Origin of the sequence: Geobacter sp. FeAm09 (assembly GCF_008330225.1) — a bacterium.
In the GTDB taxonomy this organism is placed as follows: domain Bacteria; phylum Desulfobacterota; class Desulfuromonadia; order Geobacterales; family Pseudopelobacteraceae; genus Oryzomonas.
Map to the genome: position 1 here is coordinate 1375214 of NZ_CP042466.1, position 26096 is coordinate 1401309.

28 protein-coding genes, 1 tRNA gene and 1 pseudogene are annotated in these 26096 nt (G+C 61.4%); 23 read left to right on the forward strand and 7 right to left on the reverse strand.

All coding sequences use genetic code 11. From position 1 onward, the window contains the following. The first annotated feature begins 166 nt into the window (after window positions 1-166). Entirely contained in the window at window positions 167-1129 is a 963-nt protein-coding gene (locus FO488_RS06395) for an NADPH:quinone reductase (RefSeq protein ID WP_149209788.1), read from the forward strand. Between the two features lie 238 nt (window positions 1130-1367). Here FO488_RS06395 and msrA read toward each other — a convergent pair whose 3' ends face one another. Both msrA and FO488_RS06405 read right to left on the reverse strand, forming a co-directional pair. After that, window positions 1368-1835: a peptide-methionine (S)-S-oxide reductase MsrA gene (gene msrA / locus FO488_RS06400; protein ID WP_149209789.1), complete on the reverse strand. Its 468-nt coding sequence runs from the start codon at window positions 1833-1835 to the stop codon at window positions 1368-1370. Window positions 1836-1876: 41 nt separating this feature from the next. Beyond that, a complete protein-coding gene (locus FO488_RS06405) occupies window positions 1877-2623 on the reverse strand; it encodes a YebC/PmpR family DNA-binding transcriptional regulator (protein ID WP_149209790.1) in 747 nt (248 codons plus the stop codon). Between the two features lie 120 nt (window positions 2624-2743). On the opposite strand from FO488_RS06405, the gene FO488_RS06410 reads away from it, so the two are divergent. The 3 genes from FO488_RS06410 (at window position 2744) to FO488_RS06420 (ending at window position 4156) form a co-directional block, all read left to right on the forward strand. Next, window positions 2744-3121 carry a hypothetical protein gene (locus FO488_RS06410; RefSeq protein WP_149209791.1) on the forward strand — a complete coding sequence of 126 codons (378 nt, stop codon included), beginning with the start codon at window positions 2744-2746 and terminating at the stop codon, window positions 3119-3121. Between the two features lie 52 nt (window positions 3122-3173). After that, window positions 3174-3248, forward strand: a tRNA-Cys gene (locus tag FO488_RS06415). 404 nt (window positions 3249-3652) lie between these two features. Beyond that, window positions 3653-4156, forward strand: coding sequence for a bacteriohemerythrin (locus FO488_RS06420; RefSeq protein WP_149209792.1), 504 nt, complete (start codon window positions 3653-3655; stop codon window positions 4154-4156). 542 nt (window positions 4157-4698) lie between these two features. Here FO488_RS06420 and FO488_RS06425 read toward each other — a convergent pair. Then, window positions 4699-5376, reverse strand: coding sequence for a hypothetical protein (locus FO488_RS06425; RefSeq protein WP_149209793.1), 678 nt, complete (start codon window positions 5374-5376; stop codon window positions 4699-4701). Window positions 5377-5632: 256 nt separating this feature from the next. Further along, window positions 5633-6250, reverse strand: coding sequence for a dockerin type I repeat-containing protein (locus FO488_RS06430; RefSeq protein ID WP_149209794.1), 618 nt, complete (start codon window positions 6248-6250; stop codon window positions 5633-5635). Window positions 6251-6661: 411 nt separating this feature from the next. Between FO488_RS06430 and FO488_RS06435 the strand changes: the two genes are divergently transcribed. Together FO488_RS06435 and arsD are read left to right on the forward strand one after the other, a co-directional pair. Next, the gene (locus tag FO488_RS06435; protein WP_205743372.1) at window positions 6662-6997 is read left to right on the forward strand and encodes a hypothetical protein; all 336 of its coding nucleotides are present in this window, start codon (window positions 6662-6664) and stop codon (window positions 6995-6997) included. A gap of 314 nt (window positions 6998-7311) precedes the next feature. Next, the gene (gene arsD, locus FO488_RS06440) at window positions 7312-7665 is read left to right on the forward strand and encodes an arsenite efflux transporter metallochaperone ArsD (RefSeq protein ID WP_205743373.1); all 354 of its coding nucleotides are present in this window, start codon (window positions 7312-7314) and stop codon (window positions 7663-7665) included. 479 nt (window positions 7666-8144) lie between these two features. On the opposite strand, the gene FO488_RS06445 is transcribed toward arsD, so the two are convergent. Next, on the reverse strand, window positions 8145-8540 hold the full coding sequence (locus tag FO488_RS06445) for an ankyrin repeat domain-containing protein (protein ID WP_149209797.1): 396 nt from the start codon (window positions 8538-8540) through the stop codon (window positions 8145-8147). Between the two features lie 168 nt (window positions 8541-8708). On the opposite strand from FO488_RS06445, the gene FO488_RS06450 reads away from it, so the two are divergent. The 11 genes and pseudogenes from FO488_RS06450 (at window position 8709) to FO488_RS06500 (ending at window position 20015) form a co-directional block, all read left to right on the forward strand. Next, window positions 8709-9056 carry a hypothetical protein gene (locus FO488_RS06450; RefSeq protein ID WP_149209798.1) on the forward strand — a complete coding sequence of 116 codons (348 nt, stop codon included), beginning with the start codon at window positions 8709-8711 and terminating at the stop codon, window positions 9054-9056. Window positions 9057-9377: 321 nt separating this feature from the next. Further along, a complete protein-coding gene (locus tag FO488_RS06455; protein WP_168205925.1) occupies window positions 9378-9881 on the forward strand; it encodes a hypothetical protein in 504 nt (167 codons plus the stop codon). A gap of 13 nt (window positions 9882-9894) precedes the next feature. After that, window positions 9895-10296, forward strand: coding sequence for a DUF2787 family protein (locus FO488_RS06460; RefSeq protein WP_149209800.1), 402 nt, complete (start codon window positions 9895-9897; stop codon window positions 10294-10296). A 288-nt stretch (window positions 10297-10584) separates the two neighbouring features. Next, window positions 10585-11478 (forward strand): glycyl-radical enzyme activating protein, encoded by an 894-nt coding sequence (locus FO488_RS06465; protein ID WP_149209801.1) that lies wholly within the window; start codon window positions 10585-10587, stop codon window positions 11476-11478. A 3-nt stretch (window positions 11479-11481) separates the two neighbouring features. Continuing rightward, a pseudogene (gene hypD / locus FO488_RS06470) lies at window positions 11482-13841 on the forward strand (trans-4-hydroxy-L-proline dehydratase). A 281-nt stretch (window positions 13842-14122) separates the two neighbouring features. After that, window positions 14123-15364, forward strand: coding sequence for an ABC transporter substrate-binding protein (locus tag FO488_RS06475; RefSeq protein ID WP_149209802.1), 1242 nt, complete (start codon window positions 14123-14125; stop codon window positions 15362-15364). Continuing rightward, window positions 15361-16047, forward strand: coding sequence for a GTP-binding protein (locus FO488_RS06480; protein WP_149209803.1), 687 nt, complete (start codon window positions 15361-15363; stop codon window positions 16045-16047). The genes FO488_RS06475 and FO488_RS06480 overlap by 4 nt, the downstream gene beginning before the upstream one ends. A gap of 90 nt (window positions 16048-16137) precedes the next feature. Beyond that, on the forward strand, window positions 16138-17154 hold the full coding sequence (locus tag FO488_RS06485) for an ATP-binding cassette domain-containing protein (protein WP_149209804.1): 1017 nt from the start codon (window positions 16138-16140) through the stop codon (window positions 17152-17154). Between the two features lie 387 nt (window positions 17155-17541). Further along, window positions 17542-18180, forward strand: a complete 639-nt coding sequence (locus FO488_RS06490) for a class I SAM-dependent methyltransferase (RefSeq protein ID WP_149209805.1) — start codon at window positions 17542-17544, stop codon at window positions 18178-18180. 66 nt (window positions 18181-18246) lie between these two features. Continuing rightward, window positions 18247-18753, forward strand: coding sequence for a molybdopterin-dependent oxidoreductase (locus tag FO488_RS06495; RefSeq protein WP_168205926.1), 507 nt, complete (start codon window positions 18247-18249; stop codon window positions 18751-18753). 47 nt (window positions 18754-18800) lie between these two features. Continuing rightward, a complete protein-coding gene (locus tag FO488_RS06500) occupies window positions 18801-20015 on the forward strand; it encodes an ABC transporter substrate-binding protein (protein ID WP_168205927.1) in 1215 nt (404 codons plus the stop codon). An 87-nt stretch (window positions 20016-20102) separates the two neighbouring features. Here the strand turns inward: FO488_RS06500 and cowN are convergent, their stop codons facing one another. Together cowN and FO488_RS06510 are read right to left on the reverse strand one after the other, a co-directional pair. Next, complete coding sequence (cowN, locus tag FO488_RS06505) at window positions 20103-20408, reverse strand: N(2)-fixation sustaining protein CowN (protein WP_149209808.1); 306 nt, start codon at window positions 20406-20408, stop codon at window positions 20103-20105. A gap of 85 nt (window positions 20409-20493) precedes the next feature. Beyond that, window positions 20494-20925 carry a peptidylprolyl isomerase gene (locus tag FO488_RS06510; RefSeq protein WP_149209809.1) on the reverse strand — a complete coding sequence of 144 codons (432 nt, stop codon included), beginning with the start codon at window positions 20923-20925 and terminating at the stop codon, window positions 20494-20496. 468 nt (window positions 20926-21393) lie between these two features. Here FO488_RS06510 and nifH point away from each other — a divergent pair, with 468 nt between their 5' ends. The 6 genes from nifH (at window position 21394) to FO488_RS19370 (ending at window position 26092) form a co-directional block, all read left to right on the forward strand. Beyond that, window positions 21394-22263, forward strand: a complete 870-nt coding sequence (gene nifH / locus FO488_RS06515; protein WP_149209810.1) for a nitrogenase iron protein — start codon at window positions 21394-21396, stop codon at window positions 22261-22263. A 33-nt stretch (window positions 22264-22296) separates the two neighbouring features. After that, window positions 22297-22674 (forward strand): NifB/NifX family molybdenum-iron cluster-binding protein, encoded by a 378-nt coding sequence (locus FO488_RS06520; RefSeq protein ID WP_149209811.1) that lies wholly within the window; start codon window positions 22297-22299, stop codon window positions 22672-22674. 603 nt (window positions 22675-23277) lie between these two features. Beyond that, window positions 23278-24093, forward strand: a complete 816-nt coding sequence (locus FO488_RS06525; RefSeq protein ID WP_149209812.1) for a TOBE domain-containing protein — start codon at window positions 23278-23280, stop codon at window positions 24091-24093. A 127-nt stretch (window positions 24094-24220) separates the two neighbouring features. Continuing rightward, window positions 24221-25069 carry a ModD protein gene (modD, locus tag FO488_RS06530; RefSeq protein WP_149209813.1) on the forward strand — a complete coding sequence of 283 codons (849 nt, stop codon included), beginning with the start codon at window positions 24221-24223 and terminating at the stop codon, window positions 25067-25069. A gap of 32 nt (window positions 25070-25101) precedes the next feature. Beyond that, window positions 25102-25875 carry a molybdate ABC transporter substrate-binding protein gene (gene modA, locus FO488_RS06535; protein WP_149209814.1) on the forward strand — a complete coding sequence of 258 codons (774 nt, stop codon included), beginning with the start codon at window positions 25102-25104 and terminating at the stop codon, window positions 25873-25875. Next, window positions 25868-26092 carry a hypothetical protein gene (locus FO488_RS19370; RefSeq protein WP_168205928.1) on the forward strand — a complete coding sequence of 75 codons (225 nt, stop codon included), beginning with the start codon at window positions 25868-25870 and terminating at the stop codon, window positions 26090-26092. The genes modA and FO488_RS19370 overlap by 8 nt, the downstream gene beginning before the upstream one ends. Window positions 26093-26096: the final 4 nt, after the last annotated feature.

The following is a 26096-nucleotide window of genomic DNA, read 5'->3' on the forward strand; positions in this document are numbered from 1 at the left end:
GGCCGGCACGGATTTTTGGGGTTGCCTGGTCGGCCGGGTGGGGTAGAATGAGAAGAAAGGGAGCGTTGGCAGCCCCCTCGTCCGGCTTTCGGTCACCTTCTCCCCCAGGGAGCAGAGTTTTCAGGGGAACGACGATTGCCACGTCGAAGGAAAGGAGTGGATGGGGATGAAAGTGATACACGTTACGCAATTCGGACCTCCCGAGGTCATGGTACTGAAAGATGTGGCCGACCTGGAGCCGGGGCCGGGCCAGGTGGTGGTGACGGTCAAGGCCGCCGGGGTCAACCCGGTGGATACCTATATCCGTTCCGGTCTGTACCAACACGCCGCGACACCCCCCTATACGCCGGGAATCGACGCCGCCGGGGTGATCGCCGCGGTGGGGCCGGAGGTGAAGCATCGCCGGGTGGGCGACCGGGTGTACGTGGCCTGGTCCGTCTCCGGCACCTATGCCGAGCAGGTGCTCTGCGCCGAGGCCCAGACCCATCCCCTGCCCGAGGGGATCACCTTTGGCCAGGGAGCTGCCATCGGGGTGCCCTACGGCGCGGCCTATCGCGCCCTGTTCCAGCGGGCCCGCGCCCAGGCCGGGGAAACGGTGCTGGTGCATGGCGCCAGCGGTGGGGTGGGGCTTGGCGCGGTGCAGTTGGCCCGGGCCGCCGGGTTGTGGGTGATCGGCACGGCCGGTTCCGATCAAGGGCGGGCGCTGGTACAGGCCCAGGGGGCGCATCATGTGCTCAACCACCACGAACCGGGCTATCTGGACAAACTGGCCGACCTGACCTGCGGTCATGGGGTGGATGTGATCCTGGAGATGCTGGCCAACGTGAACCTGGCCAAGGACCTGACGGTGCTGGCCACGGGTGGCCGGGTGGCGGTGATCGGCAGCCGCGGCCGGGTCGAAATCGACCCGCGGGACACCATGGGGCGCGAGGCCTCGATCCTGGGGGTCACCCTCTACCAGGCTACGCCCCAGGACTTGGGTTCCATGCACGCCGCCTTCGTGGCCGGCCTGGAAAACGGCACCCTGCGGCCGGTGGTGAGCAGGGAACTCCCCCTGGCCGAGGCTGCGACGGCCCATCACGCCGTCATGGAGACCAACACCCTGGGCAAGATTGTGCTGGTCCCCTGACACAAGTTTGAGAGGTTGTCGAAAAACAGCCATCAGGCCTTCGTCCTCGAAAGCCCTTTCGTGCGGCGTAGCGCCCGGCCTTCGCAGCCAACGCTGCTTCGGCGGAGTAGGCCTGCTACGCCTCCTCAGGGCTTGTCGAGCGGGTGCAGCGATCTGACTATTTTTGAACAACCTGAACTTTTTCGACAGTCTTTTAGAAGAGAATGGAATGAAAAGGGGCGGCCGGAGGGGAGGGGTGTCAGAACCCGCAGCCGCCCCCCTGCTTCAGGTGGTACTTCTGGTGATAGGCCTCCGCCTCCCAGAAGGTGGCGGCCGGGACGATCTCGGTCACGATCCTGCGGCGCAGTCTGCCCGAGTGGTCGAGGCGCTCCAGGGCCGCCTCGGCGGCCTGGCGCTGTTCTTCCGAATGGTAGAAGATGGCCGAGCGGTACTGGTCCCCCACATCCGGGCCCTGGCGGTTCAACTGGGTCGGGTTGTGGCACTCCCAGAATAGGTCCAGGAGCCGCTCGTAGGTTGTCAGGCTGGGATCGAAGGTGATCTCCACCGCTTCGGCATGGCCGGTGGCATGGCTGCAGACATCGCCATAGGTGGGGTTTTCGGTGCGGCCGCCCGTATAGCCGACCCGGGTGGCCACGACGCCGGGCGCATCCATGAAGGCGTCTTCCACGCCCCAGAAACAACCGGCGGCAAAGGTTGCTTTCTCCATGCGGGCCTCCCAAAGGAAAAGGGGGCCGAAGCCCCCCCTGTCTACATATCGATTTTTTCCATCTCTTCCGCCGAGATGTCGAAGTTGGCGTACACGTTCTGCACGTCGTCGTTGTCCTCCAGCTTGTCCATCAACCGGAGCATGCTTTCGGCCTGTTTCCCCTCCAGCACCACCTGGGTCTGGGGGATCATGGTGATCTCGGCGTTGGCCTGCTTGAAGCCCTTGGCCGCCAAGGCCTCCCGCACCTCGATGAAGGAGGCGGGGTCGGTGGTCACCTCGACCTGCTCGTCCTGCTCGGCCACGTCGTCGGCGCCCGCCTCGATGGCGGCCTCGAACAACTGTTCGAAATCCACCGATTTGTCATAGACGATGAGCCCTTTTTTGCTGAACATCCAGGCGACGCAGCCCGCCTCGCCCATGTTGCCGTTGTTTTTGGTGAAGATGCTGCGGATATCGGAGACGGAGCGGTTGCGGTTGTCGGTCAGCACCTCCACCAGCACCGCAGCCCCGCCGGGGCCGTACCCCTCGTAGACGATCTCCTCGTAGGTAACACCTTCCAGGCCGCCGGTCCCCTTCTTGATGGCCCGGTCGATATTGTCCTTGGGCATGTTCTCGGCCTTGGCCTTATCGACTGCGGTCCGCAGGCGCGGGTTGCCGTTGGGGTCGCCGCCTCCCAACTTGGCGGCAACGGATATCTCCTTGATCAGCTTGGTGAAGATCTTGCCTCTCTTGGCATCCGCCGCACCCTTTTTGTGCTTGATGGTGCTCCATTTATTATGACCTGACATCCTTCCCACTCCTTCGAAAAAATGTGGTGTAGCTTTTTTTGTTGCTATAAAAAGTGACAGACATTAGCATGGCGACCACGCTCTGTCCAGAGGGAAAAACTGCACGAAGGGGGCAAAAAGATGAGGGCAATCACATGTCACCTCAGACGATTCGGGCTCCGGGCGATTGTCGTTGCTGCGCTTTTGACGGGGTGTGCCGGGGTGGACTCCAACACCCGCGACGACGCCTCCGGCCTTCCCCCGATCCTGACCCAGGATGAAGTCATCCGTCCCTACATCAAGATCGGCAGGATTCAGATCACCCGCGAAGTGTTCAAAACCGACGCCCTGAACAAAACCGACGTCTACGACTGGGGCACCGCGGTACTGCGCCGCGAAGCGGCCAAGATGGGGGCGGACGCCATCATCTTCCCGGAGATCGACGGCTCCTACGTCATGTCCGTGGTAATACCGTCGACCGAATACCGTGCCACCGGGGTGGCGATCAAGTTCAAATAAGGATTGACAGGCAGATGGTAATTTGTATATAAGGAACGTCCACATTCCTTGTGGCGACGTAGCCAAGTGGTAAGGCAGAGGTCTGCAAAACCTTTATTCAGCGGTTCAAATCCGCTCGTCGCCTCCAACAATAACAAAGGGTTAGCTTAATCGGCTAACCCTTTTTGTTTTTACGTGCAACCTCTCCTCTTTTTTTCATTTGCCCCAGTCCTTCGCGGCGCGAGATAGCGGGTGTGGAGGTGTCGACTGGACTTCCCGCCTTCCCGTACCCAGAACCCAATATCTGCGGGTGTTGCGCCACGTGCCCTGTTTCCTGTCCCCCATGGGTACACCCTGTCCCCTCCCGGCACACCTGTCGGTGGCGCGGTGTTGTTAAAGCGTTAATATTAAATGACTTTAAAAAATGGCATTTAATCTGCTAGTAAATGGGCGGAGCGGGCGGTTGTGTCCCAGGTGGGCACGCCGCATTGTCGGGAACGGGGGCTGCGCCGGAAGCGCCCCACTATTTATGGGCACGGGAGGTGAATCTGAATGGGAATGATGTGGCAGGAGTCGCTGGCGGTTGGTGTGCCGGAGATAGACAATCAACATAAAGAGCTGTTGTCACGTTTCAATAAATTGCTCAATGCGTGCCGGCAGGGAAAGGAAAAAAGGGAACTGGTGCGGTTGCTGGCGTTTCTGGACGAGTATGCGGTCCGGCATTTTCAGGCCGAGGAGATCATTCTCATGCGCTGCAATTATCCCGAATATGCGGAACATAAAAAGGAACATGACCGGTTTGCCGATAAGCTCAAAGCGCTCAAGGTTGAGATCACCCTCGATGGTGTCGCGACCCGCCATGTGATAGAAACCAATAAGCTCGTGTTCGCCTGGTGGAAGGACCATGTCGCGAAGGTTGACCAGAAAATGGGCAAGTATCTCAAGTCTCACGCAGTGGTTCCATCGCACGTCGATCTGTTTTCGCGGGAATTGCGCGAGCCCGGCGAGAGGGAGCATGGCCTGGCAGAGGGCCAGCCAGGCCGTGCCACGGTATGAACCGCTCCCGGTCTTTCCGGTGAATCCCGCGTTGGAGACACTACTCCTTTGTTGGGGGCTGCTCATCCCTCCTTGCGGCCGGCATTTTTTGTATTGTAGCACTCCTGTTTGTTCCAGATCAATTCAGTGGCACGGTCCAGGGTCGCATTAAGGTCTTGTAGGTTCGTCCGGGAGATGCGGTTGGCGATCCTGTTTAACACCCTGCAGGTCAGAGCCGGATTAATGTACCACGGCATGCTCATCAACCCCTTTCCTCGATGGTGTTCCCAGCCTCCATGTCCCCGTGATATGGCGGGGGCGGTAAAATTGAAACTCCATGAAATGGTTAAAGCATAAGATATACCAATATTATAATATGGCGATATGATTGGGGCTTGTTCGTTGTTGGCGACGCCGGACGCGGCCGCTGCCCAATTTGTTGAAATTTTTTACAGTTGTATGGCTTGATTGGGGGGGGATTGCCGTTAATGCGGTAGATGCAGTGTAAAAATTCCCGTCAGCCGATCAGCGACTCTTTTACGTTGGTCAACCGCGCCCTCTTTTCAGGATTTTCGCGTGCCGAGCCAGATGGTGTGTTGCCTCCCTTTCATCGTCGTGCCCCGTGCCGGCACTCGAACTTCATGCACCTCGAAGCCCGCAAGGTGCAGTCGTTCGGTGAACGCCCGGTCGGGACCGGCCGACCAGACGGCCAACACCCCGGCCGGCCTCAGGGCGGCCAGGGACGCCTCCAGGCCGGCCGGACCGTAGAGCCACTGGTTGCCCCTGCGGGTCATGGCCTCGGGGCCGTTGTCCACGTCCAGAAGGATGGCGTCGTAGGCCTGCCGTTCCGAACGCAGGACCAGAGCCACATCCTGCTCACGAACCGTGACCCGGGCATCGTCGAGGGGGAATCCGGCCAAGTCCGCGAGCGGTCCCCGATTCCACTCCACCACCGCGGGCACCAGTTCGGCCACCACCACCCGGCCGTCGGCACCGAGCCGGCGCAGCGCCGCGGCGGTGGTGTACCCCATGCCCATCCCGCCGATCAGGACCCGGGGAGCGGGGCGGCCGGCGATGCGGGCGCAGGCCAACTCCGCCAGCGCCTCTTCCGAACCGTGAACCCGGCTGTTCATGAGCTCGTTGCCGTTGACCTGGATCGAATATTCCCTGCCGCGCCGGTAGAGCCGCAGTTCGCCGCCTCCCGGCGCCTGTGCGCTGTCCATGAGTTCCCACGGTATCATGTTCGTCTCCCTTTGCCGGCGTGAAGGTCCCCGTCATCCTGCCACACGGCCTTGTTTCCCCGGTTTTCGTTCGTTGTTTCCTGCGGATGTTTCCGTTTGCGGAGATCGCGATGGTTCTGTCGTGGTGGCGGGGTACCCCCTTTGGAGGCTCATTTACACTCCCGGTTGGACAAAAAAGCACGGGTTGGCGCCATCGGCCAACCCGTGTGCCTTTTTTTGCGCATCCCCTGCGGCAGGGATGGGCCGGACGTGAATCCTACAGGCCCACCGCCTTGCGCAGGATCAACAGGGCATCCGCGGAGGTGATGCTGCCGTCGCCGTTCATGTCGCCGTGTATCAGGGCCGGGGCCGTCAGAGGGGTGAGCCCGACGGCAATGCGCAAGGCCACCAGGGCATCGGCGGATTTGGCCTGGCCGTCGTTGTTCAGGTCGCCATCGGGATTGTAGGACGAGGTCAGGGTGACGCCGGACAACGCGTTGCCCAACGTGTCGAAGGTTTGGGCGTTGCCGATCACGAAATCGGTCGTGACCATGCCGGTAAAAGTGCCGCTGCATTGAACGGACAGAAACAGGGTGCTGATACCCGATGCCACGTTTGCCACCGCGACCCGTACCGACGTGGCGGTGGTAGGATTGAATGCCACCATGCTTCCCTGGTCCGACTTGTTGACGACATTCGTCACCGTGACGCCTGCCGGTATCGCCAGGTCGAACTGGACGCCGCCCACGTAACTTCCTGCCGGAGGGTCGCCCGTCGTGAAGACGGGGAGCGTGCCGGTGAAGGGAGGGGAGGCCGCAAGGGCGCCGGAAGCCGCAGTCATCGGCACCGCCAGGAGCAGGTACGCCATGAAACGGGTGGCCATGGAACATTTCATAATACCCTCCAACGCCCCACGAGACAAAAAACGGGACGGGACTGTTTCTCAAAATACTCCAGAATGTGAAAAAAAACCACATTTTATGCCGGCCCGTCCGGGTCGATTATTTTTCCGTCGCAGTTGTCATGGTGCCCGTCCCGGGTCGCCCCGGCGGCGGGGGACCGGTGGCGGCAGATGGGGTAATGGGAAATCCTGGTTGGCCGTGTTGTCCGCTTGGCGGCGGGTGGGCCGCACTCGCTGTGCGGCCACAGTTGCGGCAAAATATGAAAAAATTGAGAAAGTGCGCGGGGTGGTATTGCAGTAGCGCCAAAATCATATTAGTAATTTAAGCCTGTTATGGACAATTCCCCCTTCACCGGAAGGCCTGCCGAAATGACCATTCTTCCCCACGTGCATGACACGCGCAGTTTGACCGTTTTTACCGCGAAAGGAGAGCTGACGTTTGATGGCCAGATGGCCGCTCTCCGTGACTTCTACAACGGGACCCCGACGGCCGATGTTATCTGGGACCTGCGCATGACCAGCGGCAACAGGATCTCGGTGGTGGAACTACGCAAGATCGTTGTTTTCATCAAGCAGTACGCCGACAGGCGCCCTCCCGGCAGGACGGCCCTGGTGTCGGCAGATAATCTGGATTTCGGCTGGGGCCGGGTGGTGGAGATGTATGCCGAGATAGAGAACCTGCCATGGCACATCCGCACGTTTTCATCAATGTCCGAGGCGACCAGATGGATCAATGGCTAGCCTCGGCGGTGAGTCGCGGGAACGATCCCGGGCGTTTGGGCCGGGGCCGAAGCGCGGCGCCGCAGGTGTAGCAGGCCTGTCTCCAGGGAACCGCAACGCCGGCAGCGGCCGAAGAACCGAAATTACGACTACGGACTAACCGCACGGGGTACGCGTTTTCCCTCGCGCCTGCCGTCCATTGCGGCATGTGTCCTGAAATCTGCCGCTCTCTCCCGAATTCCGTTCCGGCTTCCCCTGAGTGGTGCTATAGTGCCGCTGCCACGGCCTGCACCGGCGTCGCGCCCCGTAGCCAGCCGCACCAAAGGAGAACAACCGTGAAGATTGAAATCTACAATCCCGCCGCATATTGTTTTACCGGAGCCTGCGGCCTCAGCGTCAACCCCGAACTGGTGAGAATCCAGGTGGCGCTTCTCCAGATACAGAAACAGGCTCCAGGCGTGGAGGTGGAGCGTTACGGCCTGGTAAACAACCCCCAGGCCTTTGCCGCCAATGCCGCCGTGGCCAGGCTGTTGCAGGACGAAGGGGCAAAATGCCTGCCGCTCATGTTTGTCGATGGCGAACTGGTCAGCAAGGGACGGTATCCCAGCAATGAACAACTCCAGACCATCATCAGGCAGGGGGGGCTTGATGTCAATCTCGGCAGGAGGAGGAGAACCGTTTCCTGCTGATCTTTGCGTGTCAACCGATGTATGAAGCGCGGCGGCAATGGAATGCCATTGCCGCCGCGACCGTCGTATTTGTATCGAAACGACACAAACAGGGGCGCCCGGAGTTTTTCCGGACGCCTTTTTTCGTGTCATGCCGGGATGTTTGTCGAAAGGACCAAAAATGTTAATTTTTTTAACACGACGAAGAATGTGGTAATTTTTTTAACATATTGAAATTGCGATTGAAATGTGCGTTTGTGTGGGGTAAAAGGGGAGGTGCATACACGCTTGGCGAACACGAAGGACCGTGCCCTGGGAGTCGCGGGAGGGACGAGGCGGGCGGGGGAAGGCGGGGGAAGGGAAACGCCCCGTTCATTACCGCGGCCGAGCAGACCGGAGAACCGGTTCACATTCATGGAACGGCGGCGCACGCCGTTGCCGCCGCCCGAGGGCGGGAGCGCCGCCGGGCGCGCCCACCGGGCGGAGTAACCGGGAAGCTCCTAAGCTCCGTACTGTTCCACAAATGCCGCCATCTCATCGCATTTGTACTTTTTCAGGTGGGTGACGATGTCCTGGCCATCGGTGCTCAGAGCGCCCGAATCGGCGCCGTGCTCGACAAACCAGGCATAGAATTCCTTGAGGCCCAGTTGGGCGACCTCAAAGAGAACAGGTGTGCCGCTCGCATTGCGGGTGTTGAGTTCGCAGCCCCGTTCATGCAGCCACGAGACGCCTTCGGTGTCGTTTTCGACGGCCAGGAAATGCAGAACGGTCTCTCCGTCGGAGTTCGTGGCGGTCAGGAGTTCGGGGTGGGCCGCCAGCAGACCGGCGGCGGTCTCGTAGTGGTGCTTAAACACGGCGTTTCGCAGTTCGGTCCAGAGGGCTTCGGTTTCTTCCATAGGGGCACCTGTCGCTAGAATGAATTGATTGTGTCCTGCCAGCCGCGCACTATAGCCGAGCGCGCATGCCAGTTCAACCAAATAGTATTATTGACATTGGTATACGTCATGCAGCGCGGATGGGGGCGGTTCCATGCTCAACGTGCCACCCCGGTGGCAAAATCACCGATGCTGCGGAAAGCGAAGGAAAGGTTCACGGCAATGGACGAAAAAACGAAAAAGAGGATCGAGGAGTTGATTGCAGTAGGCGAACAGGTGCTCGCCACCAAGCGGAGCCCCGGCGAGCACGTCATCGGAGACTTCAGGATTGACGCCAACATGGCCTACCTGTGGGCGACGAGCGTTCAGCACCTGCTCGTCAGCATCTTTGGTCAGGAGAGTGAACAGTACCGGAAATTTTCCTACCAGTTGGGCCGGCAGCTGACCTTTTCGCCGGCCAGCCGGGCTCTGGCGATTCTCAAGTCGGTGCTGGACGACTGCGAACGTGACCACGGACACCTTGCCGTGCCGGGATGAGGCGAGGGGCGCCGGCATTCCGGCGGGTTGGTTCCCCCGTTTATTTCTGTCCTTCCGGCCGCTGCCGGTGTCGCGGCTCCCAGATGCAGACCCGTTACAGCCGGGGCGCCCCGGCACTCTCCCGGCGCTTCCCCGGGCTGAGGCTGTCACAATACTTGAAAGCCTGTACGGAATTTGCTACTGTGCTGCTGCTCGTTGCCGGAGCTGCAGCCCTCTTTGTTATTCCTGTTCTCAGGTATTGCTATGAAGTTATTCTATGCATTCCTCATAATGTCTTTTCTGTTGCTGTCGGCATGCAGCAATCTTTCCAGGTCCTACGGCTTGACAACCCTTTCGCACAACAAGACTGCGGAAAACGAATTTCCCATCGACAGCAAGCTCTATTATCTCTCCTGCAACCAGAATATCAGGATCGCCGTCGTTGCGGGCAATATCAAGATCGATGCTACGTACGAGGGGTATGACGGTTACCAGGAGTTTGTGCATGCAACAACCGAGGAGTTGATTGCCGATTACGAAAATCATCTGCTCGATCTTTCCAGGTATTTTCAGAAATACGCCTTCAAGCTGGTTAACAGGCATGACGTCAATCAGGTGCTTGACGAATACGATGCGAGCAATATGGCCTTTGTGCCGGAGGATTTGCGGGAACGGTTCGGGGCCGAGACCGCCGCGACCCACATCCTGCTGATGAACTTTTCACGAAACTACGATGACCGGTCCCATGCGATCGATGTCATCGAACGCCAACTCATCAATGTTGCCACCGGCTCGGTCGAAGCGGCTGATTATCTGAAGGTGCGGAACTCCATCTCTCCACTATAGGATCGATTTCATTGTGTTCTTGAATACCAACAACCTGCCGTGGCTCATTGCGAAAGAGCTCCGGACCATCATCCATAGCCACATATCCGACCGTTTCACGGCCTGCGTCCTTACCTGCGAGAGCCGTCTTCCCACAACCGGGCACTGTCCGGCCGAAATCGCCATCGATACCGACGGCACCATCATCTTCATCGCCAGCTTCCCGGATACCGCCGCCTCCCCTGGCGTGACCGCGGAAATGTCCTTCGATTTCGTGGCCAGGGAGGCCCGATACGACGGACAGGGGCCGGTGCCGCTGGATGGCGAGCAGGAACGGTTCCAGGCATGGGAACGTACTTTCGTGGCGTCCTCCCTTGCGGGCGCCTACCGGGTCGCGGTGGCTCCCATACTGGAGCTGGAAGAACGGTGCGAGTAGAGCGTGCCGATGGAGCAGGCCGGGGAACGGAACGTCAAAGGCCGTCTCTCGCAAAGCACTCGGAGGCACAGAGAAAATCACTGCCTTTTCCAGCCTATGGCGGCCCCCCCCTTGCCGGGGGGGCTGTGATCCGGCACCAGCAACGGGTTGCGTCTCATGGCGCAGCCCTTTTTTTAATTAAATTTACGCCCCGGCAGTAAAATGCCTGGAAAAGTAACAACATGCATGTTATTTTGCGCCGATGCCCAGAACATCATATGCGAAATATGACCGGGGGACGCCGTGACCATGGAACGGGGCCTGGTCTTCAATATCCAGAAATACTCCATCTCCGACGGCCCGGGCATCCGCACCACGGTCTTCCTGAAGGGGTGCCCGGCACGCTGCTGGTGGTGCCACAACCCCGAGAGCCAAGCCCCCGAGCCTGAGGCGACCGTCATGGCGAGCCGCTGCCTGGCCTGCGGGGAGTGTGTTGCGGCCTGTCCCCGGGGGATCATCGGCGACGGTAAACAGAGCCCGGCCGATTGCATCCTGTGCGGGGCGTGCGTGGAGGCCTGCCCCCCCGGCGCGCGCACCCTGGCCGGCACGGCGATGACCACGGCCCAGGTGCTGGCCGTTGTCATGCAGGACCGGGTCTTTTACGAGGAGTCGGGCGGCGGCGTCACCTTCTCCGGCGGCGAACCGCTCATGCAGTACGAGTTCCTGCGGTCGCTGCTTGCCGCCTGCCGCGAGCAGGGGATACGGACCGCGGTGGACACCGGCGGCTTTGCCCCCCGGGAGCACCTGCTGGAGATTGCCGGGTTGGCCGACCTGATCCTCTACGACCTGAAACTGATGGACGACCGGCGCCACCGCGAAGCCACCGGCCTGGGCAACCGCCTGGTGCTGGATAACCTGGCGGCCCTGGGACAGGCCCACGGGGCGATCTGGATACGGGTGCCCATCATCCCCGGCGTGAACGACGATATGGGTAACCTGGCGGCAACGGCCAGGTTGGCGGCCGGCATCCCCGGGGTGCGCCAGGTGAACCTGCTCCCGTTCCACCGGACCTGGCACGCCAAGCTCGGCCGCCTGGGGCGTGCCATGCCGGATAATGACACGGCAACGCCGTCCCGGGAGCGCATGGAAGAGGTGGCTGAGATATTTCGAGGCGCAGGACTGACGACAAGGATCGGAGGATAGGGTATGACCGGGCGGACAGAGGAGTTGCGGCGCAGGAGCCTGGAGGCCCGGCCGAGCATTTCCGCGGAGCGGGCGCTGCTGATCACGGAGTTTTACCGGGAGAACGAGGGGAAGTATTCGGTCCCGGTAACCCGGGCCCTGTCGTTTCTCCACATCTGCCGTCACAAGACCATTTGGCTGGGGGAGGGAGAACTGATCGTGGGCGAGCGCGGCCCCGCGCCCAAGGCCGTTCCCACCTACCCGGAGCTGACCTGCCACAGCCTGGATGACCTGCATATCCTGGATACCCGCCCCCTGACGAGTTACGCCGTACCGACGGAATGCCGCCAGGCCTACAAAAAGGTGGTGATCCCCTACTGGCGCGGCCGCTCCCTGCGGGACAAGATCTTTGCCCAACTGAAGCCCGAATGGCACGAGGCCTACGCCGCCGGCATCTTCACCGAGTTCATGGAGCAGCGGGCGCCGGGGCACACGGTCCTGGACGGCAAGCTCTATCAACGGGGGCTGATGGACTTCAAGACCCAGATCGCCGGTGAGATCGCCCGGCTCGATTTCACGAACGACCCCCAGGCGTGGCGCAAGCGTGAGCAGCTCACCGCCATGGATATCTCCTGCGACGCGGTCATCCTCTTTGCCGGGCGGCACGCCGAACTGGCCGAACGGCTGGCCGTTCAGGAGCATGATATGCAGCGCCGCCTGGAACTGCTGCGCATCGCCGAGGTCTGCCGCCATGTGCCGGCCCATGCGCCCCGGGACTTCCACGAGGCGCTCCAGGCCTACTGGTTCTGCCACCTGGCCATCATCACCGAGTTGAACGGCTGGGACTCCATGAGCCCCGGGCACCTGGACCAGCACCTCTTGCCGTTCTACGAGAAGGGGGTGGCCGAAGGGACATTGAGCCGGGACAGTGCCCGGGAACTCCTGGAGTGCTTCTTCGTCAAGTTCAACAATCACCCTTCTCCCCCCAAGGTAGGGGTGACGGCGGCCGAGAGCGGCACCTACACCGACTTCGCCAACATCAACCTGGGGGGCTGTTGCCGGACGGCTCCGACGGCTCCAACGAGGTGTCCCACCTCCTCCTGGACATCATCGACGAGATGCACCTGCTCCAGCCCAGCAGCAACATCCAACTCTCCCGCAAGTCCCCCGACGCCTTTCTCAGGCACGCCCTGCGGGTGATCCGCAACGGCTACGGCTTCCCCTCCATCTTCAACGCCGACAGTGTGGTGGAGGAACAGCTTCGCCAGGGGAAGAGCCTGGTGGACGCCCGGGCGGGCGGGTGCAGCGGCTGCGTCGAGGTGGGGGCCTTCGGCAAGGAAGCCTATATCCTCACCGGCTATTTCAATCTGGTGAAGCTTTTGGAATTGGCGCTGCACAGCGGCCTGGACCCGCGCACCGGCCGTCAGGTGGGGCCGCATACCGGCGCCCCGGCCGCGTTTTTCACCTTCGATGATCTGTACGTCGCTTTCGAGGGGCAGTTGCGCCACTTCATCGAGATCAAGCTGGCGGGCAACCAACTGATCGAGCAGATGTTCGCCGACCTCATGCCGGCTCCGTTCCTGTCGGTTTTGATCGACGACTGCATCAAGAAGGGACTGGACTACAATGCCGGAGGGGCCCGCTACAACAACACCTTCATCCAGGGGGTGGGGATCGGGAGCATCACCGACTGCCTGGCCGCCCTCAAGGAGCAGGTCTTCGATTCCGGCCGCCTGCCCCTGGCACTGCTCCTGGATTCCCTCAATTCGGATTTCGAGGGGCAGGAACTGCTCCGCCAGCGCCTGATCAACCGGACCCACAAGTACGGCAACGACGACGACTACGCCGACGATCTGATGCGCCGGGTCTTCGAGAGCTTCTTCGCCGCCGTGGACGGCCGGCCCAACAGCAAGGGGGGGCAGTATCGGGTGGAGATGCTTCCCACCACCTGCCACGTCTATTTCGGCTCGGTCGTGGGGGCCACCCCGGACGGCCGGCGGGCCGGCGTACCCCTCTCCGAAGGGATCTCGCCGGTCCAGGGGGCCGACCGCAACGGCCCCACCAGCGTCATCAAGTCCGCGGGCAAGATGGACCATATCCGCACCGGTGGCACCCTGCTCAACATGAAGTTCTCGCCGCATCTGGTGGCGGGGGAGGAGGGGATCGACAAGATGGCCAGCCTGGTGAGGGGCTATTTCCGCATGGACGGCCACCATGTCCAGTTCAACGTGGTGGGCGCCGAGACCCTGCGGGCCGCCCAGGCCGACCCGGAGAGCCACCGGGACCTGATCGTGCGCGTGGCGGGCTACAGCGACTACTTCTGCGACCTGTCCCGGGAGCTTCAGGACGAGATCGTTACCCGCACCGAGCACAATGTCCTGTAGGAGGAACCCTGCCTCCCCTTAAACGGGTGTGCCTATTAATTAAGCATGTGATGCTCAAAAAGCTGCCGTGGCGTACCCCTTCATGGCCGACAGTCAGGTCCTTACCCCCTGGTTGCCGGCCATGGGCATATGGGGCAGGCGTTATGGTACCTGAACCATAGCGTGGTCTCGGCCGGTTGCGTCCGTTCCGGCAGATGGTCACGTCGTTCCCGAATATCTGGCAAGCATTATGCTTGGAGGATCAGGGTAACGACACCCCACATCTGCGCGAGGAACTCACAATGACCACAGCAGCCCGCCCCGGATTGCTCGACGCGACCCTCAGCCATATCCTCACGGGCCACCCGGAGACCCTGCCGGTATTCGCCGATGCCGGCCTGGGGATGGTGGCGGACGAGAGGCTCCGCGCTTCCTTCGGCACGGTGGTGACCCTGCGCACCCTGCTCAAGGCCCGGGATCTCAACGCCGCGCTTTTCTGCCGTCGTCTGGACGAGACCATCGCCGAGACCGCCCGCACGGCGCGCAGGCAGGCGGTTCCGACAACGACGGGCACCCCCCTCAATCTGTTCGCCCTGCTCCCCTGTCCGCTTAAAGTCCCCGTGGAGGAGGCCTTCGAGGCATACCTGGAGACCCTCCCCCGGGAGGAACGGGCTTCCTTCACCTACTGTCTGGAAGGGAACGCCAACCACGATATGGATTATTACGCCCTGGTGGAGCATTTCGAATCCATCGACGATATGCCGGACATCATCGTCACCCCGGGCTTCAACAGTTTTTTCCACCGGCCGTTCGTGGAGCGCTTCATCAAGCCGGGCCTGTTCACCAGCGTTTCCACCTTTGCCGGCGATCGCCACCTGGCGCGGCTGGGGGTGCTCGACCCCCAGGGGCAGTACACCATGCTGGCCACGAACCTGCTGGTGATGGTGGTCGATCATGACCGCCTGGGCGACCGGCCGGTTCCCGCAGCCTGGCGGGACCTGCTGGATGCGGTGTACCACAAGAGCATCGCCATCCGCGGCAACCACGACGGCTCCTTCTGCGAGACCCTGCTGTTGACGATCCACAAGGAGTTCGGCCTGGACGGGGTGTTCCGCTTGGGGGAAAATGTTCGCTACGGCTGGCACCCCTCCCGCATGGTCAAGGCCGCCGGCACCGGCAACCCGGATGCGCCGGCCATAAGCACCATGCCCTACTTCTTCGCCCGGCACCTGAAGGAGAAAAAGGGGGTCAGCATTATCTGGCCGCAGGACGGAGCCCTGGTCAGCCCGGTGACCATGCTGGTCAAGAGCGAAAAACGGGAGGCGCTGCAACCGCTGATCGATTTCCTGGCCGGACCGCAGGTGGCCGCAATCTGCGCCGAGGCCTCGTTCCCGGCGGTCCATCCCGACGTGGACAATCGCCTGCCGGATGATGCCGCATTCAAGTGGGTCGGCTGGGAGTACGTGAAAAACCACGACATCAAGGCCATGCTGGCGGAGATCAACGCCACCTTTCTCCATGGCTTCACCGGGGGCGGGGCATGAGGCTCGTCACCGTGGCCGGCCCCCCCTCGTCGGGCAAGACCTCTGTCATCATCAAGGCTGCCGAGGCGCTGCAAGGGGAGGGGATCACGGTGGGGGTCGTCAAGTTCGACTGCCTCTCCACCGGCGACCAGGGGCTGTACGAGCGCCGCGGCATCGCGGCGAAGACCGGCCTGTCCGGCAGCCTCTGCCCGGACCACTTCTTTGTCAGCAATATCCAGGAATGTCTGCAATGGGGCGAGCAGAGCGGTTTCGACCTGCTGATCTCCGAGAGCGCCGGCCTGTGCAACCGCTGTGCGCCCCACATCAAGGACGTGTGCGCGGTCTGCGTGATCGATAACCTGAGCGGGGTGGAGACGCCGCGCAAGATCGGGCCGATGCTCAAAATGGCGGACATCGTGGTGGTCACCAAGGGGGACATCGTCTCCCAGGCCGAGCGGGAGGTGTTCGCCTACCGGGTGCGCCAAGTCAATCCGGGCGCGGTCATCATCAACGTCAACGGCCTCACCGGCCAGGGGGGGTACGAGCTGGGGCGGCTGCTGTCCGCCGCGGAGGAGACGGCTTCCCTCACCGGCAGGCTGCTGCGCTTTACCATGCCCGCGGCGCTCTGCTCCTACTGTCTCGGCCAGCGCCGCATCGGCAGCGATTACCAGATGGGCAACGTCAGGAAGATGGATTTTTCCTAAAGGGGATATAATTGTGCAGGCGATCAAATATGCAAATCATGGCGTAGGGGCGCACGGCAGTGCGCCCCTACAATTAGCCGCCGGAACAATATGACAATCAGTCACGACACCACATCCTACAGCACCCTGCCGAGCGGCGAACTTTTGCGCAGATACCCCTATGCCGGGGATTTCTTCACCTCCCTGGGACTGGCGCCGCCCCCGGCCGCAGAGTCGGTGGCAGCCTATTTCAGCCGCATCCCGCCCGAGGTGCTTGAGGACCTGGGGATGGAACGCCGGGAGTTGGGGGAGCGGTTCGCCGCCTTCATGGCCCTGTTGGCCTCGCTCCAGGAAAAACGTACCGGCCCGGCCATCGACTCCATCACCATCCAGGGGGGCGTGGACAAGAGCGGCACTGCCGAAGGGTTCGTGCTGACCGTGGCGCCGGGGGAGGTGGTCTCCATCGTCGGCCCCACCGGCTCCGGCAAGAGCCGTTTCCTGGCCGATATCGAATGGATGGCCCAAGGGGATACGCCCACCAGGCGCCGGGTGCTGATCAACGGCGCCGTGCCCGACCCGGCCCGCCGTTTCTCCCTGGAGCACAAGTTGGTGGCCCAGCTCTCCCAGAACATGAATTTCGTCATGGACCTGAGCGTGGAGGAATTCATCGCCATGCATGCCGAGAGCCGCATGGTGAACGACGTGGCCGGGATCACCCGCACCATCATCGCAAAGGCCAATGAACTGGCCGGGGAACAGTTCTCGCCCCAGACCCCGGTCACGGCACTGTCCGGCGGCCAGTCGCGGGCACTGATGATCGCCGATACCTCCTGCCTCAGCACCTCGCCCATCGTGCTCATCGACGAGATCGAAAACGCCGGTATCGACCGGAAACGCGCGGTGCGGACCCTGGTTGACGAACGGAAGATCGTGCTCATGGCCACCCACGACCCGATTCTGGCCCTCATGGGGGACCGGCGTTTGGTATTCAAGAACGGCGGCGTGCGTGCGGTCATCGCCACCACGCCTGCCGAGCGGGCCAACATGGCCGCCTTCGAGGAGATGGACGCCCGCCTGACCGCCGTGCGCAACGCCCTGCGCAACGGAGAACTGATCGATCGCGTCTGATGCCCGCACGCCGGGCTGTATGGCCCGCACCAGCCAACCGTGCTCCGAACGCTCCGACTTCCAACCCCGGCGGCGGTGTGCCCCGGGGTTTTTCCCTGCCCGACGAGAGACCGCCCGTGCCGGATTATGCGGCACCTGCCCATATTTTTGCCTGTCGTTATATTTTATTGGATATAACGATAGAGTGCGTTGCTGTGTAACCGTTCAATATCACATTGATAAATTTTGTTGAGACTGTTGGCATGTGTTGTGTAATGGGTTCGTGCAACGGGGCCGCGGTAACGTCGCCAGATAAGGCGGCGGCCCCTTGTTGGTTGTGCCGTCAATGGTTGCCGGGCAAATCGTTATATAATTTTATACATAATGATTGCAGGAAAGGGGAACCGTATGGAGATCAATGCCCGTAAATTCGACGACATCGCCCGCACCATCTTTGCCCCCGCCTATCCGCTGCTGGCCGGGCAGATCATTGAACGGACCCGGGTCACCAGGGGGCTCTGCCTCGACCTGGGAAGCGGGGGCGGCTACCTGGGGCTGGCCCTGGTGGAAAAGAGCGACCTGCAGGTATGCCTCCTGGACGAGTCCGGGGAGATGCAGCGCATCGCCGAGGCGAACATCACGGACCGGGGGCTGGCCGACCGCGCCTGGGCCGTCAAGGGGGACGTACATAGCATCCCCCTGCAGGACGGCTGCGTCGATCTCGTGGTCAGCCGCAGCTCGCTCTTTTTCTGGAACGACCTGGTGCGGGCCTTCGGGGAGATCGACCGGGTCCTGGCGCCGGGTGGGCATGCCTACGTGGGGGGCGGATTCGGCTCCCGCGAGGTGCGGGACCGGATCGTGAGCCGCATGCGGGAGCGGACGCCCGACTGGCAGCCCAAATACAACCAGTATCGGGAAGACGGCCGGTACGTCGGGAGCGTGCGCGCCGCCGGGATCAGTGATTTCAGGGCGACGCGGGATGAGAGCGGCTTCTGGATAACGTTCCAAAAAACGTGGCAACAGCAACAACGGCCCAAAGCGGCATGAAACTCGTATCCCATGGCGGATCGCACGGGATGCGCGAGCGCCGGAACAGCATGGGGAGGGATGACAATGAAAGACATGATGCCGAATACGAAAGAGAAAATCTATGGCGCCGAGTACGTGACCCGCCAGGTGACGGTGTCGGGCAGGGTCAACCAGCCGTTGGTCCTGACGGTGGATGACCTGAGGAAGATGGAGGGGGCCGAGGTTGCCGGGCTCACCATGATCTGCGGCACCGGCAGGAAAAAGGGGGTGATCGACAGCTACCGGGGGGTGCTGCTCAGCGCGGTCCTGGACCGGGCCGACATCATCCTGCGGGAACATCATTCCCCCAACTGGACCTACGTCACCCTGGCGTCCAGCGACGGGCACTGGGCGCTCTTTTCCTGGCACGAGATCTTCAACAGCCCGGTGGGAGAGCGGGCCGTGGTGGTCTTTGAGAGAAACGGCCTGCCGCTGGACGAAAAGGAAGGGGAGATCGGCTTCATCTCGGGCAACGATGGCCGGACAGGCCCGCGCCGCCTCCGCTACCTGCGGCACATCGGCGTGCACGAACTTGCCCGGCCCGAGGAGTGACCAAGGCTGTGGAAGCAGAACACATGCAGGTGAAAGGAGTTGGCACCATGGAAGACAATCTGCTGGACGAGTCGATTCCCTCGATCATTGCCCACTATCCCGAGACGCGGGATCTGTTTGTAAACCAGGGGTTCGGGGAGTTGCTGGAGAGCGAGGTGGCCGGGTTGATCCCGCTCAAGAGCGCGCTCCAGGTCCGCGGCCTCAACAGCGACCTGTTTCTGGAACAGGTGGCGCGGGAACGGTCCGGTACCGGGTTCTCCTGCGGCGAGCCGGAGCAGGTTCAGGAGGGGGATTATGGCGGGCTGGACCTGTTCGCCAGCTTTCCCTGCCCGCTGAAAGTGCCCCTGGAGGGAGCCCTGCGCACGCTTCTGGATGGCCGGCACCAGGCAGGGCGGCCCCTGGTGAGTTCCCTGGACGGCTGCAACCAGCTCCGCTTCAACGATGTGGCCGGCGAGGTGACGGACCTGGCCGTGCTGCCGGACGTGATCGTCTCCTCCGGCATCAACAGCCTGCTCTCCCACGCTTTCCGCCGTCGCTTCATCGACACCGGCGCCTTCCGCCGCTGGCCTGACCGCGCCGTCAATCCGCGCTTGGCAGGGCTCGGTCTCGACGACCCCGACGGTTTTTACCGGGTGATCGCCGTCAACCTGTTCGTGTTTGCCGTGGACAAGTCCCGCATCGGCTCCCTGCCGGTTCCCCGGAGTTGGGCGGAACTGCTCAACCCCCTGTATGCCGGCACGGCGGCCATGTGCGCCCATGGGGAGTGGTTCAACGAAAGCGTGCTGGTGGCACTGCATGCCCTGTACGGCGACGACGGCCTCAAGAGCCTGGGGCGCACGGTCCGGTACGGCATGCACCCCTCCCAATTTGCGAAACACCTGGGAAGCGGCAGGCCCGAGACGCCGGCCCTGGCCATTGTACCGCTGTTCTTCGCCAGGACCGCCAAGAGCCAGGACGATATGGAGATCGTCTGGCCACGGGAAGGGGCCCTGGCGGCGCCGCTCTTCATGCTGGCCAAGGAGCGGAGCCGGGAGCGGTTGGCCGATGTGACCGACTTCTTCGACGGGGCAGGGGTTGCCCACATTTGCAGCGGCGCCTTTTTCCCCGCCCTGCATCCCCAGGCCCCCGCCGTGGGGTCGGTCAACGCCCCCATCAACTGGTTCGGCTGGCAGTACCTGCGGGACAACGACCCCGAGGAGCTTCGGCACCGCACCCTTGCCCTGTTCACCGCTGCCCACCGCGCGGCCCATGGTACGTCGTAACGGCTGATGCAACCCGTTGCCCCCGTCAAAGGGGGGGCTTCAAAATACTTCAAGGCCGCATTCTTTCCCGAATGCGGCCTTGGCGTTTCAGCAGCTTTCCTCCTCGATCTGCTCCAACAGCTCCAGGGCTTCCTGGTCGTCGTAGGTCTCGAAGAGTTCCCTGATGTTATTGATGTAGGAATGGATCAGGAACAGCTCGTCGAGGCAGCGGCCGCTGGTCTTGTCCGGCACCCCCACGCTGTCCAGTTTTCCCTTGAACATCTCCCAGAAGGGATTGGTCTTTTCCGGGTCGTCGATGTGCCGCCGCAGCATGGTCATGAGCACCCGGGAATTCTCGTCCCCGTTGATGCCGATAAACGATACGTAGCGGTCAGGTTTTGTTGCGGTTGCCATGAATCCTTCCTTTCAAATCATTCATTTTGGACATTTGCCACAGAGCCGCAGAGACTCTGCGGCCTAACCGTCGTTTGGGGTTTCATCACTCTTCGATGCCATCCAGCTTAAGGGCAAACGTCAGGTCCAGTCCGGCCAGGGGATGGTTGCCGTCCAGGGTCACTTCGGTGTCGGTGATTCCGGCGATCAGCATGACCCGTTCCCTGCCGCCTGAAAAGCCGATGCTGAGTTTTTGACCAACCCTGATCTCTTTTTCAGCGGGAAAATGTGCCCGGTCCACCCGGATGATGTTCTCCGGCAACCGCGGTCCGTAGGCCTCGGCGGCCGGGATCAGGATGTTGGCCGTCTCTCCCACGGCCATGCCGATCACGGCCCGTTCCAGGGCCGGAAAGACCTGATCCTGGCCGATGGTGAAGACAAGCGGTTCTTCGTCCGGCGTGCTGTGGAAGATGCGGCCGTTGTCGAGGGTCCCGATGTAGTGGACCGCTACCGTGCTGCCCTGTTGTGCGCGTACCATGTCTACCTCTTGCAGGAAGTTTTTCTGTTGCAACGGCACAGAGGCATGCAACATGCCGGCCGAGACGCGCCCTGAATACGAAATCGGCCCGCGGCCCTGCCGGGAAGGGTGCCGCATAATCCGGCACCTGTGCAGGTTTTAGCCAGCAGTTCATACCCCTGTCACGCCTCTTTGGAGTGTTGTTTCCGTGTATCTGTCTGATATGCATAAGAAATATTATTGGTGCTGTTTTGGCATATGTTGTGTAATTACATATATAACGATCGGGAGCGTTGGGATGTGGGTACATGAACTCCACCGCAACGTAGTCACGGTACGGAAGGCGACAAAGGGGTCCGTGCGGTGCACGCGGTAGTGCGCTGCCGTTATTTAAGTAACGGCGTTGCCATGCATGAATGGGGCGCCTGTTTCGTCTGTAGACAAAATTCATACGCCCCGGCGCGGCTGCGCGGGCACAAGGAGAGCAACATGAGACAGGTAGCCATCTACGGCAAAGGCGGCATCGGTAAATCGACCACAACCCAGAACACGGTGGCCGGCTTGGCCACCCTCGGCAAAAAGGTCATGATCGTGGGGTGCGACCCCAAGGCGGATTCCACCCGCCTGATCCTTCACGCCAAGGCGCAGGACACGGTCATGGACCTGGTGCGGGATAAGGGAACCGTTGAGGACCTGGACCTGGATGAGGTCATGAAGGTCGGGTTCATGGACATCAGGTGCGTGGAGTCGGGCGGACCGGAGCCGGGCGTGGGATGCGCCGGCCGGGGGGTCATCACCGCCATCAACTTCCTGGAGGCGGAAGGCGCCTACACCGACGACCTGGATTTCGTTTTTTACGACGTCCTCGGCGACGTTGTCTGTGGCGGGTTTGCCATGCCGATCCGGGAGAACAAGGCCGAGGAGATCTACATCGTCTGCTCCGGCGAGATGATGGCCATGTTCGCCGCCAACAACATCGCCAAGGGTATCCTCAAATATGCCACCACCGGCAGGGTGCGCCTGGCCGGCCTGATCTGCAACTCCCGCAAGACCGACCGGGAGGCCGACCTGATCGAGGCCCTGGCCGCCAGAATGGGTACCCAGATGATCCACTTCGTGCCCCGGGACAATCAGGTGCAGCGGGCGGAACTGCGGCGCATGACGGTCATCGAATACTCCCCGGACCATCCCCAGGCGGCCGAGTACAAAACCCTGGCCCAGAAGATCATCGACAACAAGATGCTGGTCATTCCGCGCCCTCTGGACATGGACGAGTTCGAGGATCTCCTGATGGAGTTCGGCGTCATGGAGGCGGATGACGAGGAAAACGTGGGCAAAAGCGAGGCCATGGCAGCCTGATGCGTCCACAAACGGCCGGGGAAAGGAGGCTCCATGAAAGTTGCTTTCACGACGTCGAACGGTGTCGCAATAGACGAGAATTTTCGCAAGTCCACCAGCTTCACCGTCTGGGACGTGGGACCGGACGAGGCTTACTACGTCACCACGGTGCGGATCGCCGAAGACGCGGGAGGTGAAGACGACCGGATCGCCGCCCGCGTCACGGCGCTCAGCGGCTGCTCCATCGTGTGTGCCCGGGAAATCAGCGGGCCGGCGGCGGCCAAGCTGGTGGCCAACAATATCCACCCCATGAAGAGCGGTGCCACCTCCTCGGTGGAGGAGGTCATCGACAGGCTGAAAGACGTGCTGCGCGGGACGCCGGCCCCCTGGATACGCAAGGCCCAGATCATGGACGCCGCCGGTGAAGGGTAGGCCTGCTCCGTTATCCGGGCGCCGGGCCGCCCCATTCATGCAGGAGGGCGTGCCGCTCCGCCGCATGAATGGTTAAATTATCCTCATATTTTCAAATTGATAGAATGATTGTCGTAATGAGAATAGCCGGGCCTGGTCGCGGTAACGTGCTGAAACATCAACATGATAAGGGGTGTGGCGGCGTGGGCGCCGCACCGGCGGTTGTCCGGATTGTAGGCACTATCGTGTGATAGTGCCTATCAATTATGAAAGATCCTCTATAACGGTCGGAAGGCCTTTTGTAAAACATATAGTTATTACAGATATTTGAAGTGTTGTGGCCTTTTGGCACGTATCGTGTAATATTACCTCCCATATTCCTCGTCCGGGCGGCGCATTCCGCAATAGTGCCGTTGATGGTGCGGCGACGGTGCGGTGCAGGTACCCGGTAAAGCGCCCATTTTCCCCGGCGCTGGGCGGGGAGCACGGCGTGACATTGGCCGGCTCGCGTAGGAATGCGCTTTACATGAGAAGCGATCCTTGTATAATGCGGGACAGAACGGTACACAATTCCGAGCCTGCCACCGCTGCGGTTCCGGTGCGCACACGAGGTGTGGTGGATTTATGAAAACTTCTCGCAACGACAGTAAACTGGGACTCTCCGGGGCCGTCTGGCTCAACAAGGAAGACCGGAAGTTCCTGGGGGGCGACCGGATCAGCCTGCTGGAGCAGATCGGCGAACTGGGCTCGATCACCAAAGCCGCGAAGGCGGTGGGGGTCAGTTACAAGACCGCCTGGGACCTGGTCAACATGATCAACAATCTGGCCGACAAGCCGCTGGTTGACCGGTTGACCGGCGGCAAGGGGGGCGGGGGGACCACCCTCACCGCCGAGGGGAAGAAGGTCCTGCAGGAATTCCAGATCATCCAGGAGGAACACCGCAAATTCCTCGACAACATTGCCGGCAAACTGGGCGATGCCAACAATCTGTATCAACTGCTGAGGAGGATTGCCATGAAAGTCAGCGCCCGCAACGTATTTGCCGGAACCGTGGCCCGGATCGTCATCGGCGCGGTCAATACCGAGGTGGAGCTGACCCTCAAGGGAGGGGCGACCATCGCGGCCATCGTCACCAACGGCGCCATGGACAACCTGGATCTGCAGGTGGGGAAAGATGCCTATGCCATCATCAAGTCCAGTTCGGTCATCGTCGGAACCGACCTGCACGACGCCAAGCTCAGCGCCCGGAACCTGATGTGCGGTACGGTGACCAAGATCATCGAGGGACCGGTCAGCGCCGAGGTGGATGTGGAGGTGGGGGGCGGAAATACCGTCAGCGCCGTCATCACCCATGAGAGCAGCAGAAACCTGGGGCTGGTGGTCGGCGGCCACGCCTGCGTCATCTTCAAGGCATCCAGCGTCATTCTTGGCGTGAGCTGAGAAACACTTCCCGGATACTCCGGGCGCGCAGGGGGCATAACCCATGAGGGGCAGCAGCTGAAGTGCCCCTTTTTCGTGAATTACGTTATGTTTACAGCCATATAGCGAACAATACGGGGAGGGCGCCATGCTTGCCTGCCTGCCCGACGGGGAGATCGAACGCTTCATCGACGAGGATCTTCCCTACGGCGATCTGACCACCCATCTGCTCGGCATCGGCAATCAGCCGGGCGTCATAACGTTTGCCACCCGCGAGGAAACCACCCTCTGCTGTACCGAAGAGGCGGCCCGGGTGCTGGAGAAGTGCGGTTGCCGCGTCTTGGCCCTTGAACCGAGCGGCATGTGCTGCGTCCCCGGCGCCGTCTTTCTTACCGCCACGGGACCGGCACAGGCCCTGCACGCGGGGTGGAAGGTCGCCCTGAACCTGCTGGAGTACGCCTCGGGCATCGCCTCGCGGACCGCCCGGATCGTCGAGGCGGCCAGGGCGTCCATGCCGGGCATTGCCGTGGTCACCACCCGCAAGTCCTTTCCCGGCACCAAAAAGGTCGCCATCAAGGCCGTCTGTGCCGGCGGGGCTCTACCCCATCGCCTGGGGCTGTCGGAAACCGTGCTGGTGTTCAAGCAGCACACCGCCTTTCTGGGGGGGCTGGACGCGTTCCTGAAGAATGTGGCCGGCCTGCGGGCCCGGGCGCCGGAAAACAGGATCATCGTCGAAGCGGATGACGCCGACGAGGCGCTCCGCATCGCCCGGGCCGGGGTCGATGTGATCCAGGTGGATAAACTGCCACCCGCGGCGTTGCGCCAACTGGTCGCCGACATCCGCTCGGTGGACCCGGCGGTGAAAATCTCCGCGGCAGGGGGCATCAACGAGGGAAACGTGGCCCAGTACGCCGCAAGCGGCGTGGACATCATCGTCCTGTCGTCGGTCTACTTCGGCAAACCCGCGGACATCGGCGTTACAATTCAACCGGCTTGATGTAAACACCAACTACAGAAAGGAAACGAATAATGAAAAAGTTTACAACCATGCTCCTTGTTATTGTTTTGACAGCTGTCTCCCTTGCGACATCCGCCCTTGCCGGCGAGGTCAGCATCACTGCCGCCGCCGACTTGCAGTATGCCATGAAGGACATTATCGCGGCATTTGAGGCCAGGAATCCGGGCGACAAGGTTAATGTCGTATTCGGCTCGTCCGGTAAGGCTCTTTCGCAGATTGAAAACGGCGCGCCGTACGATATCTTCTTTTCAGCCGACATAGGCTATCCGCAAAAATTGAAGAAATCCGGTGCGGCCATCTCCGAACCCAAGCCTTATGCCATTGGCCGCATTGTACTATGGGCGACGAAAAGGAGCGGCATCGATGTGAACAAAGGAATCAATGCCTTGTTTGACCCGAAGGTCAAAAAGATCGCCATAGCCAATCCTCTGCATGCACCCTACGGCAGGATCGCCCAGGAGGTTATGGAACACTACAAAGTATATGACAAGGTTAAGAGCAAAGTGGTGCTCGGCGAGAATATTCAGCAGACCGCTCAGTTCATCCAGAGCGGCGCGGCCGATATCGGATTCGTGGCTTACTCCCTGGCCCTGTCCCAGACCATGTCCAAAGAAGGGAATTATTTTCTGCTTCCCGCCACGGCCCACAAGGAAATCATTCAGGGCTACGTGCTGCTGAAGCCGGCTGCCAAGAATGCCACGGCGGCAAAATTCGAGAAATTTACGGCGTCCTCCGAGGCGCGGACCATCTTTAAGAGATACGGATTCGTACTGCCCAATGAATAAGATTGCAGCAACCATAACGGCTGTCACCCGCAACGACTCCCTCTGTTTCGTGGAGACACGGGCGGGTGACATCCCGTTTGCCCTGCTTCTTTTTGACATGAAACCGGAGTTGTGCGAAGGGAGCGCGGTCTGGCTGCTCTTCAAGGAGAGCGAGGTGGACGTGGCCAACCGCCTGGGGGGGGCACCAGTTTCAGTAATGTGTTCGATGCGCGGGTGACCGC

Excerpts from the sequence above, each read along its gene's own strand:
- modA (WP_149209814.1), top strand. The coding sequence starts at position 25,102 with ATGAAAAAGTTTACAACCATGCTCCTTGTTATTGTTTTGACAGCTGTC.
- cowN (WP_149209808.1), bottom strand. The coding sequence starts at position 20,408 with ATGGCAACCGCAACAAAACCTGACCGCTACGTATCGTTTATCGGCATC.
- nifH (WP_149209810.1), top strand. The coding sequence starts at position 21,394 with ATGAGACAGGTAGCCATCTACGGCAAAGGCGGCATCGGTAAATCGACC.
- FO488_RS19370 (WP_168205928.1), top strand. The coding sequence starts at position 25,868 with ATGAATAAGATTGCAGCAACCATAACGGCTGTCACCCGCAACGACTCC.
- msrA (WP_149209789.1), bottom strand. The coding sequence starts at position 1,835 with ATGGAGAAAGCAACCTTTGCCGCCGGTTGTTTCTGGGGCGTGGAAGAC.
- FO488_RS06395 (WP_149209788.1), top strand. The coding sequence starts at position 167 with ATGAAAGTGATACACGTTACGCAATTCGGACCTCCCGAGGTCATGGTA.
- FO488_RS06495 (WP_168205926.1), top strand. The coding sequence starts at position 18,247 with ATGAAAGACATGATGCCGAATACGAAAGAGAAAATCTATGGCGCCGAG.
- FO488_RS06475 (WP_149209802.1), top strand. The coding sequence starts at position 14,123 with ATGACCACAGCAGCCCGCCCCGGATTGCTCGACGCGACCCTCAGCCAT.
- FO488_RS06480 (WP_149209803.1), top strand. The coding sequence starts at position 15,361 with ATGAGGCTCGTCACCGTGGCCGGCCCCCCCTCGTCGGGCAAGACCTCT.
- FO488_RS06465 (WP_149209801.1), top strand. The coding sequence starts at position 10,585 with ATGGAACGGGGCCTGGTCTTCAATATCCAGAAATACTCCATCTCCGAC.
- FO488_RS06430 (WP_149209794.1), bottom strand. The coding sequence starts at position 6,250 with ATGAAATGTTCCATGGCCACCCGTTTCATGGCGTACCTGCTCCTGGCG.
- FO488_RS06425 (WP_149209793.1), bottom strand. The coding sequence starts at position 5,376 with ATGATACCGTGGGAACTCATGGACAGCGCACAGGCGCCGGGAGGCGGC.
- FO488_RS06450 (WP_149209798.1), top strand. The coding sequence starts at position 8,709 with ATGCTGCGGAAAGCGAAGGAAAGGTTCACGGCAATGGACGAAAAAACG.
- FO488_RS06525 (WP_149209812.1), top strand. The coding sequence starts at position 23,278 with ATGAAAACTTCTCGCAACGACAGTAAACTGGGACTCTCCGGGGCCGTC.
- FO488_RS06405 (WP_149209790.1), bottom strand. The coding sequence starts at position 2,623 with ATGTCAGGTCATAATAAATGGAGCACCATCAAGCACAAAAAGGGTGCG.
- FO488_RS06490 (WP_149209805.1), top strand. The coding sequence starts at position 17,542 with ATGGAGATCAATGCCCGTAAATTCGACGACATCGCCCGCACCATCTTT.
- modD (WP_149209813.1), top strand. The coding sequence starts at position 24,221 with ATGCTTGCCTGCCTGCCCGACGGGGAGATCGAACGCTTCATCGACGAG.
- FO488_RS06485 (WP_149209804.1), top strand. The coding sequence starts at position 16,138 with ATGACAATCAGTCACGACACCACATCCTACAGCACCCTGCCGAGCGGC.
- FO488_RS06500 (WP_168205927.1), top strand. The coding sequence starts at position 18,801 with ATGGAAGACAATCTGCTGGACGAGTCGATTCCCTCGATCATTGCCCAC.
- FO488_RS06410 (WP_149209791.1), top strand. The coding sequence starts at position 2,744 with ATGAGGGCAATCACATGTCACCTCAGACGATTCGGGCTCCGGGCGATT.
- FO488_RS06445 (WP_149209797.1), bottom strand. The coding sequence starts at position 8,540 with ATGGAAGAAACCGAAGCCCTCTGGACCGAACTGCGAAACGCCGTGTTT.
- FO488_RS06510 (WP_149209809.1), bottom strand. The coding sequence starts at position 20,925 with ATGGTACGCGCACAACAGGGCAGCACGGTAGCGGTCCACTACATCGGG.
- FO488_RS06520 (WP_149209811.1), top strand. The coding sequence starts at position 22,297 with ATGAAAGTTGCTTTCACGACGTCGAACGGTGTCGCAATAGACGAGAAT.
- FO488_RS06420 (WP_149209792.1), top strand. The coding sequence starts at position 3,653 with ATGGGAATGATGTGGCAGGAGTCGCTGGCGGTTGGTGTGCCGGAGATA.